The organism is Serratia sp. HMSC15F11, assembly GCF_001808215.1.
Classification (GTDB): domain Bacteria; phylum Pseudomonadota; class Gammaproteobacteria; order Enterobacterales; family Enterobacteriaceae; genus Serratia; species Serratia nevei.
The window spans coordinates 76,208-84,637 of sequence record NZ_KV792493.1 but is presented as its reverse complement, the minus strand read 5'-3'; the positions used below and the strand labels follow the sequence as shown (position 1 = coordinate 84,637).

10 protein-coding genes are annotated in these 8,430 nt (G+C 56.6%); 3 read left to right on the top strand and 7 right to left on the bottom strand.

Annotated features, from left to right (window positions below):
* The 4 genes from HMPREF3138_RS25765 to HMPREF3138_RS18485 form a co-directional block, all read right to left on the bottom strand.
* Positions 1-163, bottom strand: a 163-nt coding sequence (locus HMPREF3138_RS25765) for a transposase (protein WP_038883789.1), incomplete at its 3' end; no start/stop codon positions are given.
* Positions 164-555: 392 nt separating this feature from the next.
* The gene (locus tag HMPREF3138_RS18495; RefSeq protein WP_004940313.1) at positions 556-759 is read right to left on the bottom strand and encodes an HHA domain-containing protein; all 204 of its coding nucleotides are present in this window, start codon (positions 757-759) and stop codon (positions 556-558) included.
* A gap of 50 nt (positions 760-809) precedes the next feature.
* Entirely contained in the window at positions 810-1,178 is a 369-nt protein-coding gene (gene tomB, locus HMPREF3138_RS18490) for an Hha toxicity modulator TomB (protein WP_038874971.1), read from the bottom strand.
* 158 nt (positions 1,179-1,336) lie between these two features.
* Positions 1,337-1,690, bottom strand: coding sequence for a hypothetical protein (locus HMPREF3138_RS18485; protein WP_038874974.1), 354 nt, complete (start codon positions 1,688-1,690; stop codon positions 1,337-1,339).
* A gap of 409 nt (positions 1,691-2,099) precedes the next feature.
* On the opposite strand from HMPREF3138_RS18485, the gene HMPREF3138_RS18480 reads away from it, so the two are divergent.
* The 3 genes from HMPREF3138_RS18480 to HMPREF3138_RS18470 are packed head-to-tail and all read left to right on the top strand — an operon-like array spanning position 2,100 to position 4,571.
* On the top strand, positions 2,100-2,813 hold the full coding sequence (locus HMPREF3138_RS18480; protein WP_038874977.1) for a metal ABC transporter ATP-binding protein: 714 nt from the start codon (positions 2,100-2,102) through the stop codon (positions 2,811-2,813).
* Complete coding sequence (locus tag HMPREF3138_RS18475; RefSeq protein ID WP_038874980.1) at positions 2,810-3,667, top strand: metal ABC transporter permease; 858 nt, start codon at positions 2,810-2,812, stop codon at positions 3,665-3,667. Before HMPREF3138_RS18480 ends, HMPREF3138_RS18475 begins: the two co-directional genes overlap by 4 nt.
* Before the next feature lie 25 nt (positions 3,668-3,692).
* Positions 3,693-4,571 carry a metal ABC transporter solute-binding protein, Zn/Mn family gene (locus HMPREF3138_RS18470; RefSeq protein WP_038874983.1) on the top strand — a complete coding sequence of 293 codons (879 nt, stop codon included), beginning with the start codon at positions 3,693-3,695 and terminating at the stop codon, positions 4,569-4,571.
* A gap of 106 nt (positions 4,572-4,677) precedes the next feature.
* Here the strand turns inward: HMPREF3138_RS18470 and ykgO are convergent, their stop codons facing one another.
* The 3 genes from ykgO to sdeY all read right to left on the bottom strand — a co-directional run bounded on the left by ykgO (position 4,678) and on the right by sdeY (position 8,418).
* A complete protein-coding gene (ykgO, locus tag HMPREF3138_RS25755; protein WP_004940304.1) occupies positions 4,678-4,818 on the bottom strand; it encodes a type B 50S ribosomal protein L36 in 141 nt (46 codons plus the stop codon).
* A 12-nt stretch (positions 4,819-4,830) separates the two neighbouring features.
* Positions 4,831-5,085: a type B 50S ribosomal protein L31 gene (locus HMPREF3138_RS18465; RefSeq protein WP_038874985.1), complete on the bottom strand. Its 255-nt coding sequence runs from the start codon at positions 5,083-5,085 to the stop codon at positions 4,831-4,833.
* Between the two features lie 186 nt (positions 5,086-5,271).
* Complete coding sequence (sdeY, locus tag HMPREF3138_RS18460; protein ID WP_038874987.1) at positions 5,272-8,418, bottom strand: multidrug efflux RND transporter permease subunit SdeY; 3,147 nt, start codon at positions 8,416-8,418, stop codon at positions 5,272-5,274.
* Positions 8,419-8,430 lie beyond the last annotated feature (12 nt).

Sequence of the window (8,430 nt, the reverse complement as noted above, 5' to 3'; positions counted from 1 at the left end):
GTATTTTGCCCTGTCGTTCATCCCGCAGCTGCTTTACCCATCGCGTCATGGTAGAAAGCCCCACATCCATAGCACTGGCCGCAGCTGCAACGGTGTAGTTCTGATCAAGAACCAGTTGAGCGGATTCGCGTTTAAACTCTGCGCTGAAATTTCTTTTTTTCATTGAGGCACCTGTAATGTTCTGAGGTGAGCATATCACCTCTGTTCAGATGGCCAATTTACTGTGCCACTACAGTTTTGCCCGGCCGGCGATTTTGCGCCGCATGCTCTGATTTTACGGGGCGATCACGCCGCCCGGGAGGCAGTGCGGCGGCGTGGCCGCGAGGAGTATAGGGGAGTTGGCGGCATTGCCGTTACGCTGGTGGCCGTTAAGCAGGGGCGAGAGTCATCACGCGTTAATCGCGTTATACCCCGAACAGGAACAGAGAAGTGTGTCTATTTATTATTAACGATAAAGATGAACGTAATTAACATTTCATTGTCAATAGGAAAAATACATATTCAACGTGGACATTGAAGCCGATAAAAGCATCGGCTCAACGCGTTGGGGTCTGATTACCTGACATATTTCCAAACGGAGGTGGGGATTTTGTCATACAGTTTGTTCATGGTGAGCTCCGCCAGACGGTGATCGGCCGCTGAGTAAAACAGCTCCAGTTCATCATCGGAAAGCTCGTACTTATTTTTCTCAATAACACGTTCGAGAGTATCAATCGTGGTGCATTTACGTAAACGCATCAGATAGTCGGTTTTAGTCATGGTGGCCTTTTAGTTTAATAACCGTAAAATAGCTCGGGAATAATTATCCCCTAAGTTTTCATTGTCGTACAGATGTCCTCTCCTGAGAACATTCTGAATAATCTCGCCTTGGTCTTTTGCCAGCGGCGCAGGTCGGAATCATTGATACCGTAGCTGCTGAACAGCGTATAAGTATCGTCGAGATATTCTTCGACTAACTCCGACAGGTCTGATTCGTCTATGTATTTAATTTTATAACTCATCACAAACGAAGCGATATGTTCGATCAACTCATTAAGCTGCAGGTTGACGGAGGATGTCGGATCGTTGACCCACCCGTGGTGGCTGTCTCCCAAGGTCGCGATACCTTCATCATACAAATTTTCGCACAAGAATTTGAGCTGAGCAATGTCGTGTCGCTTAGGCGAATACTCATCCATATCATCCCCTCCGTAAGTCTTAATTGCGGTGTGATAACACTATGTGAGTAAGCTGATTTACATCATGAACGGAGGCAGCTTAACGGTGGTTAAATAAACTTCCCGTAAAATGAATATAAATCATTTTTTCGCGTTTGGCCTGCAGTTATTACGTAAACTTACAATTCATCCGCAGTTGATGGGCGTGAGTTATCAATGATGTCGAAGATTAAACCCCGCTCCGTCACTCGAAAGCGGACGCTGTCGTTGATGATATCTTCGCTGTTGATATCCAGACAGGCATTAAAAATGCCCCACTTATAGCGATAACTCATTGAATAACCGCCGTCATCTTGTGGCACTATATCAAGTATTTCTAATGAATCCTCGGCATAGCGTGCGCTTTCAGAATAAAAACTGAGTCCGCTGGTCAGCGCCGGCACTAACTCCGCTATATTGTCATTAATCACTTTCTTTAATTTTTTAACAGAAAGTGCGTTCACTTCCAGGCTACAGGCAAGGGTAACAAGCATTAATCTTGGCCAACAGCAATGTTATCTGCTTATCTTACTCCTTTTCCGGCCTCGTCGGTAAATTTTTCGATTTACCGCTGTTCTTTACCCTATGCCAACATTTCTGTCGAACGGGAATATCCCTGAGGTTGATAAGGGGGAACGTGGCGGGGGGGAGCGCGCTGCGCGGGGCTGTTACGTTCCGTTGCATTAATTGGCACGGCAGGGCTTGAGACGTCGCAGTGAGTGTGATGTTATATTATAACCATTAATTCATCGCGTTGATCACGACATTGACTCCCTCTTCACAACATGACGCCGCGTCGTCACTGAATTCGTTGTTTACCACCTCCGCTGCCGTGCGCTGTGCGGGGGCCGTTGCGCTGCTGGCCCTGCTGTGGCTCGGCATTTTCTGGGCGGTGTCGCTGCCATGATTACCTTGCGTCAGCTGGCGATAGGCTATGGGGCCACGCCGCTTTTCCCGCCGCTGAGCGGGCAGTTTACCGCCGGATCGCTCACCGCGGTGGTGGGCGTCAACGGGGCAGGGAAATCGACGCTGCTGAAAACCTTCGCCGGATTGTTGCCGCCGTTGGGAGGCAGCCTGAGTTTTAGCGGCGGAAAGCCACCGCGCAGAGCGTATTTACCGCAACAGGCGGAGCTGGATCGGCAGTTCCCCATCGCGGTGAGCGATCTGGTGGCGATGGGCTGTTGGCCGCAAAGCGGCATGTTCGGCGGTATGAACAAGCGTGCGGCGAGCCAGGTCAATGAGTCGCTGGCGAACGTTGGCATGAGTGCGCTGGCGCACAGCCCGGTGGGCGAGCTGTCCGGCGGCCAGCTGCAGCGAGTGCTGTTTGCACGCCTGCTGGTCCAACAGGCGCCGCTGATCCTGCTGGATGAGCCTTTCACCGGCATCGACAGCGCCACCACGCAGATTTTGCTGCAGGTAATTGCGCAACTGCACCGGCAGGGGAGAACGCTGATCGCCGTGCTGCACGATATGTCGATGGTTGCCGAACATTTTCCGCAGGCGCTGTTGCTGACTCCGCTGGCTTGCCACTGGGGCGCGGCCGAGCGGGTGCTGGAACAGGTGCCGAGGTATCACGCCGCCGCACGGCAGCCGGATCTGCAGGCGGTGGCGCCATGATGCTGTGGCATGCGCTTATCGATCCTTTCCTCTCATTCGGTTTTATGCGCCGCGCGCTCATGGCGTGCCTGGCGTTGTCGCTCAGCGCCGCCCCGCTGGGCGTGTTTCTGCTGTTGCGCCGCATGAGCCTGGTAGGGGATGCCTTGTCCCACGCGGTGTTGCCGGGCGCGGCGATCGGCTATCTGATCTCTGGCATGTCGCTGGTAGCGATGGGCGTGGGCGGCTTTATTGCCGGGCTGGCGGTAGCGATGCTGTCCGGCCTGGTGAGCCGCCGCACGCCGCTGAAAGAGGATGCCAGCTTCGCCGGGTTCTATCTGGGATCGTTGGCGCTGGGGGTCACGCTGGTCTCGCTGCGCGGTTCCAGCGTGGATCTGCTGCACGTGCTGTTCGGTTCGATTCTGGCGGTGGATGCGCAGGCCATGGTGATGGTCGGTGCGATCGCCTCGGTTTCGCTGCTGGCGCTGGCGGCGCTGTATCGTGCGTTGGTGATCGAATCCTTCGACGTGACTTTTCTGCGCGTTAACGCGCCGCGCCGCTTGGCGCTGATCCACGGCCTGTTTCTGGCGCTGGTGGTGGTCAATCTGGTGGCGGGATTCCAGATCCTCGGCACCTTAATGTCGGTGGGGCTGATGATGCTGCCCGCCGCCAGCGCGCGCTTTTGGGCGCGCAATCTGCCGCAGACGCTGGCGACGGCGATGGGCATCGGCGCGCTTTCCAGCGTGATTGGGCTGGTGTGGTCCTATTACGCTTCGCTGCCTGCCGGTCCGGCGATCGTGCTCAGCGCCAGCGTCATCTTTTTCGTCTCGATCCTGTTTGGAACGCGCGGAGGCATTTGCGCCTTCGCGCGCCGTTGAGAAGTGCCATTTGCAAGGAGAAAGTATGAAACGTTTACCTCTATCGCTGGCGGTCGCTGCTCTGCTGGCCAGCCCATGGGCGATGGCGAAGACCGTTGACGCCGTCGCCAGCTTTTCCATTCTGGGTGATATCGTCAAACAGGTGGGCGGCGATCACGTCAAGGTCAGCACGCTGGTGGGGCCGGATGGCGATCCGCACAGCTTCGAGCCCTCACCGCAGGACGGCAAGAAACTGGCTCAGGCTGATGTGGTGTTCGTCAGCGGCCTGGGGCTGGAAGGGTGGATCGATCGCCTGGTCAGCGCCTCGGGTTATAAAGGGCAGGTGATCACCGCTTCACAGGGGATCAGCACCCGTCAGATGGAAGAGGACGGCAAACCGATTACCGATCCTCACGCCTGGAACAGCATGAAAAACGGCGTGCAATACGCTACCAACGTGATGAATGCCCTGATTGCCGCCGATCCCGAGGATGCCAACTATTTTCGTCAGCGCGGAGCCGACTATATTCAGCAGCTGCAAAAGCTGGATCTGTGGGCCAAAACCCAGTTCGCGGCAGTACCGCCACAGGAACGTAAGGTGCTGACCAGCCATGATGCTTTTGGCTACTTTGGGCAAGAGTATGGCGTCACCTTCCTTGCCCCGGTCGGATTTTCCACCGAGGCAGAAGCCAGCGCCAGCGACGTGGCGGGCCTGATCAAGCAGATCAAGCAGGAAAAGGTGAACGCTTATTTTATCGAAAATCAGACCGATCCGCGGCTGGTGAAACAGATTGCCGCCGCCACCGGCGCCAAAGCGGGCGGCGAGCTGTACCCTGAAGCGCTCTCCCGCCCGGGCGGCCCAGCGGCCACCTATGAGCAGGCGTTCAAGCACAATGTCGACGCGCTGCTGAGCAGCATGAGGTAATCTCCGCCCCCGCCTGCCGGCGGGGGACGGCTTGCAGGCACGTTCTCGCCATAAAAAAAGCCCCGTTGAGCAGCAACGGGGCTTTGCGACAGATGACACTTTGGAGTTAACGCTTTTTCTTACGTCCCTGTACCGCTTTGAATCGCGGATTGCTTTTACAGATCACATAGATGCGGCCACGACGACGCACGACTTTGCAATCCGGGTGGCGATTTTTCGCCGAACGCAATGAACTCAATACCTGCATGGGGGTTCCTTGTTACTTATTGCCGATAAAGCGGCCAAAGCGCTGCTGGAAGCGCGCCGTGCTGCCTTCTTTGGAATAGTCTTTCTGCTTGCCGGTGTAATACGGATGCGAAGCGGAAGAGACGTCGAGGGTGACATAAGGCCAGCTTTCGCCGTCCAGTTCGATGGTACGATCGGTTTTGATGGTCGATCCCACTTTGAAGTAGGCATTGGCGCTGACGTCGTGGAAGACCACGGTGCGGTAATCGGGGTGGATGCCGGTTTTCATAATGGCTCTCTCATGTAATGTTATACTATAACAGTAATTATGCGCCGACCTGGCATCGCGATCAAGCGCAAATTGCATACAAGAGTGAATTAATGAGAACGGTTTGCATTAAGCAACTGAAGCAAAAGAAAAAGGCCGCATGCGCGGCCTTTTCGATTATCGGGTGGAGCTCACATCACTGAGCGATCAGTGGTGCTCTACCGGATGGCTGTGTTCCAGGTCCTCGTTCTTCTTGCTGAAGCGGCGGCGAACCACCACGAAGAACACCGGTACGAAGAAGATCGCCAAGACGGTGGCGGTGATCATCCCGCCCATTACGCCGGTACCTACCGCGTTCTGTGCGCCGGAGCCTGCACCGCTGCTGATAACCAGCGGCAGAACCCCGAGGATGAAGGCCAGAGACGTCATCAGGATTGGACGCAGACGCATACGCACCGCTTCCAACGTCGCTTCGATCAGGCCTTTGCCTTCTTTCTCCATCAGGTCTTTGGCGAATTCCACGATCAGGATGGCGTTCTTCGCCGACAGGCCTATGGTGGTCAGCAGCCCCACCTGGAAGTACACGTCGTTGTTCATGCCGCGCATCGTCGCGGCCAGCAACGCACCGATAACCCCCAGCGGCAATACCAGCATGACCGAGAACGGCACGGACCAGCTTTCATACAGCGCCGCCAGACACAGGAACACCACCAGAATCGAGATGGCGTACAGCGCCGGCGCCTGGTTGCCCGACAGACGTTCCTGATAGGACATGCCGGTCCAGTCGTAACCGATGCCGCTCGGCAGTTTGGACGCCAGCTGTTCCATTAGGTTCATCGCTTCACCGGTACTCTTGCCCGGTGCGGCCTGGCCCAGAATTTCCATCGACGGCAAACCGTTATAGCGTTCCAGACGCGGTGAGCCGTATTCCCATTTCGCCGAAGAGAAGGCGGAGAATGGCACCATCTGGCCGCTCGTACCGCGCACGTACCATTTGTTGATGTCTTCCGGCAGCATACGGAACGGCGCCTCGGCCTGTACGTACACTTTCTTCACACGACCGCGGTCGATGAAGTCGTTGACGTACGAACCACCCAGGGCGGTGCTCAGCGTGCTGTTGATGGTGGTGATGCTGACGCCCAGCGCCTTGGCTTTCTCCTGATCGACGATCAGTTTGAACTGCGGCGTATCTTCCAGGCCGTTCGGGCGCACGCCCACCAGCACGTCCGGATGTTGAGCAACCATGCCCAACAGCTGGTTACGCGCTTCGGTCAGTTTTTCGTGCCCCAGGCCGCCCTGGTCAATCAGCTCGAAGTCGAAGCCGGTTGCGGTACCGAGTTCGATAATCGCCGGCAGGTTGAACGGGAACACCAGGCCTTCTTTAATCTGCGAGAACGCGCCCATGGCACGGCCCGCGATCGCTTCGACCTTGTTCACTGCCCCTGGACGCTCGCCCCAGTCTTTCAGGCTGACGAATGCCAGGCCGTTGTTCTGGCCGTTACCGTTGAAGCCGAAGCCCGCGACGGTAAACACCGAAACCACGTTGTCCTTCTCCTTGTTCAGGAAGTAGTCGGAGACTTCTTCCAGCACTTTGGTGGTGCGGGACTCGGTGGCACCGGCAGGCAGCTGCACCATGGTCAACAGGATGCCCTGATCTTCGTCCGGCAGAAACGAGGAAGGCAGGCGCAGGAACAGCAGGCCCATGCCAACCACGATCAGCAGGTAGATGATCAGATAGCGGCCGGTGCTGCGCAGGATGTTGCCCACGCTGTCGGTATAGTGATGCGTGCTCTTCTCGAACATGCGGTTAAACCAGCCGAAGAAGCCTGTTTTAACCCCGTGATCGCCTTTCGGGATCGGTTTGAGCATGGTGGCGCACAGCGCCGGTGTCAGGATCAAGGCCACCAGCACCGACAGCGCCATCGCGGACACGATGGTGATCGAGAACTGGCGATAGATGGCGCCGGTTGAACCGCCGAAGAACGCCATCGGCACGAATACCGCCGACAGCACCATGGCGATACCCACCAGCGCGCCCTGGATCTGGCCCATCGATTTCCGGGTAGCTTCTTTCGGCGGCAGGCCCTCTTCGGCCATGACGCGCTCGACGTTTTCCACCACCACGATGGCGTCATCCACCAGCAGGCCGATCGCCAACACCATGCCGAACATCGTCAGGGTGTTTATCGAGAAGCCGAACGCCGCGAGGATCGCAAAGGTCCCCAGCAGCACCACCGGCACCGCGATGGTTGGGATCAGCGTCGCGCGGAAGTTCTGCAGGAACAGATACATCACCAGGAATACCAGGATGATGGCTTCGATCAGCGTTTTCACCACTTCGTTGATGGAGATTTTAACGAACGGGGTGGTGTCGTACGGATAAACCACTTTCATCCCTTGCGGGAAGAATGGCTCCATCTTGGCCAACTCGTTTTTCACACCTTTGGCGGTGTTCAGGGCGTTGGCGCCGGTAGCCAGTTTGATACCCAGACCGGCGGCAGGCTTGCCGTTATAGCGAGCGGTAACGGCGTAGCTTTCCGCACCGCGCTCGATGTGAGCGACGTCGCGCAGGCGCACCTGGGAACCGTCGGTATTCACCTTCAGCAAGATCTTGCCGAACTCTTCCGGCGAAGTCAGACGGGTCTGCGCGATGATCGAGGCGTTCAACTGCTGCCCCGGCACCGGCGGCAGGCCGCCCAGCTGGCCTGCGGCGATCTGGTTGTTCTGCTCGGTGATGGCGGAGGTCACGTCCGTGGTCGTCAGCTGGTAGTTGTTCAGCTTGTTCGGATCCAGCCAGATACGCATCGCATACTGGGCACCGAACAGCTGCACTTCACCCACGCCGGACGAACGGCTGATCGGGTCCTTGATGTTGGACGCCACGTAGTCCGCAATATCGTCCTGAGTCATGTTCGGATCGTCGGAAACGAAGCCGGCCACCATCAGGAAGCTGCTGCTGGATTTTTCGACTTTCAGGCCCTGTTGCTGAACTTCTTGCGGCAGCAACGGGGTGGCCAACGACAGTTTGTTCTGGACCTGAACCTGCGCGATGTCAGGATCGGTGCCGGAATCAAACGTCAGGGTAATGGTGACGCTACCAGAGGAATCACTGGTGGAGGACATGTACATCAGGTTATCGATACCGTTCATGTTCTGTTCGATAATCTGTGTGACGGTATCCTGCACCGTTTTGGCATCTGCGCCCGGGTAGGTGGCGGAAATACGCACCGCCGGTGGTGCAATAGTGGGATACTGCGCGATAGGCAGTTTCATTATTGCAAGCACCCCCGCCAACATGACGATGATGGCGATTACCCAAGCGAAAATTGGGCGGTCTATAAAGAACTTAGCCATGTATTACAGGCT

Coding starts and splice junctions, on each gene's coding strand:
- tomB (WP_038874971.1), bottom strand. CDS start 1,178: ATGGATGAGTATTCGCCTAAGCGACACGACATTGCTCAGCTCAAATTC.
- HMPREF3138_RS18475 (WP_038874980.1), top strand. CDS start 2,810: ATGATGCTGTGGCATGCGCTTATCGATCCTTTCCTCTCATTCGGTTTT.
- HMPREF3138_RS18495 (WP_004940313.1), bottom strand. CDS start 759: ATGACTAAAACCGACTATCTGATGCGTTTACGTAAATGCACCACGATT.
- ykgO (WP_004940304.1), bottom strand. CDS start 4,818: ATGCAGGTATTGAGTTCATTGCGTTCGGCGAAAAATCGCCACCCGGAT.
- HMPREF3138_RS18470 (WP_038874983.1), top strand. CDS start 3,693: ATGAAACGTTTACCTCTATCGCTGGCGGTCGCTGCTCTGCTGGCCAGC.
- HMPREF3138_RS18465 (WP_038874985.1), bottom strand. CDS start 5,085: ATGAAAACCGGCATCCACCCCGATTACCGCACCGTGGTCTTCCACGAC.
- sdeY (WP_038874987.1), bottom strand. CDS start 8,418: ATGGCTAAGTTCTTTATAGACCGCCCAATTTTCGCTTGGGTAATCGCC.
- HMPREF3138_RS18480 (WP_038874977.1), top strand. CDS start 2,100: ATGATTACCTTGCGTCAGCTGGCGATAGGCTATGGGGCCACGCCGCTT.
- HMPREF3138_RS18485 (WP_038874974.1), bottom strand. CDS start 1,690: ATGCTTGTTACCCTTGCCTGTAGCCTGGAAGTGAACGCACTTTCTGTT.